The organism is Limnospira sp. PMC 289.06 (genome assembly GCF_032350395.1).
GTDB classification, from domain to species: Bacteria; Cyanobacteriota; Cyanobacteriia; order Cyanobacteriales; family Microcoleaceae; genus Limnospira; species Limnospira platensis.
Map to the genome: position 1 here is coordinate 1 of NZ_JARPLC010000426.1, position 637 is coordinate 637.

The 637-nt window shown below is 39.7% G+C and carries 1 protein-coding gene; it reads left to right on the top strand.

Annotated features, from left to right (window positions below):
- Positions 1 to 303 precede the first annotated feature (303 nt).
- On the top strand, positions 304 to 459 hold the full coding sequence (locus P5674_RS25580; protein WP_014275126.1) for a hypothetical protein: 156 nt from the start codon (positions 304 to 306) through the stop codon (positions 457 to 459).
- Positions 460 to 637: the final 178 nt, after the last annotated feature.

Sequence of the window (637 nt, forward strand, 5' to 3'; positions counted from 1 at the left end):
TTACTCAAATAAACCCAGATTTTCTAGCTTGTACTTTCCCATAAATTGTCTGCAAAAATAAAGGAATTAACCCATGATTAAACCACAGCAACTAATCAAAATCGGATTAACAGCAGCCACCTTATCAGTGATTCTAGGGGAGTCAGTAGTGGCGACCTCATCACAGCTTTATTCGTAGGTTGGGTTGAGGCACGAAACCCAACATTATGGCTCAAATCGCGGGGATTGACTTACTCAAATAAACCAAGATTTTCTAGCTTTTACTTTTCCATAAATTGTCTGCAAAAATAAAGGAATTAACCCATGATTAAACCACAGCAACTCATCGAAATCGGATTAACAGCAGTCACCTTATCAGTGATTCTAGGGGAGTCAGTATTGGCGACTTCATCACAGCTTTATTCGTGGGTTGGTTTGAGGAACGAAACCCAACATTATGGCTCAAATCGCGGGGATTGACTTACTCAAAAAAACCCAGATTTTCTAGCTTGTACTTTCCCATAAATTGTCTGCAAAAATAAAGGAATTAACCCATGATTAAACCACAGCAACTCATCGAAATCGGATTGATAACAGCCACATTATCAGTGATTCTAGGGGAGTCAGTAGTGGCGACCTCATCACAGCTTTATTCGTG

Coding starts and splice junctions, on each gene's coding strand:
- P5674_RS25580 (WP_014275126.1), top strand. CDS start 304: ATGATTAAACCACAGCAACTCATCGAAATCGGATTAACAGCAGTCACC.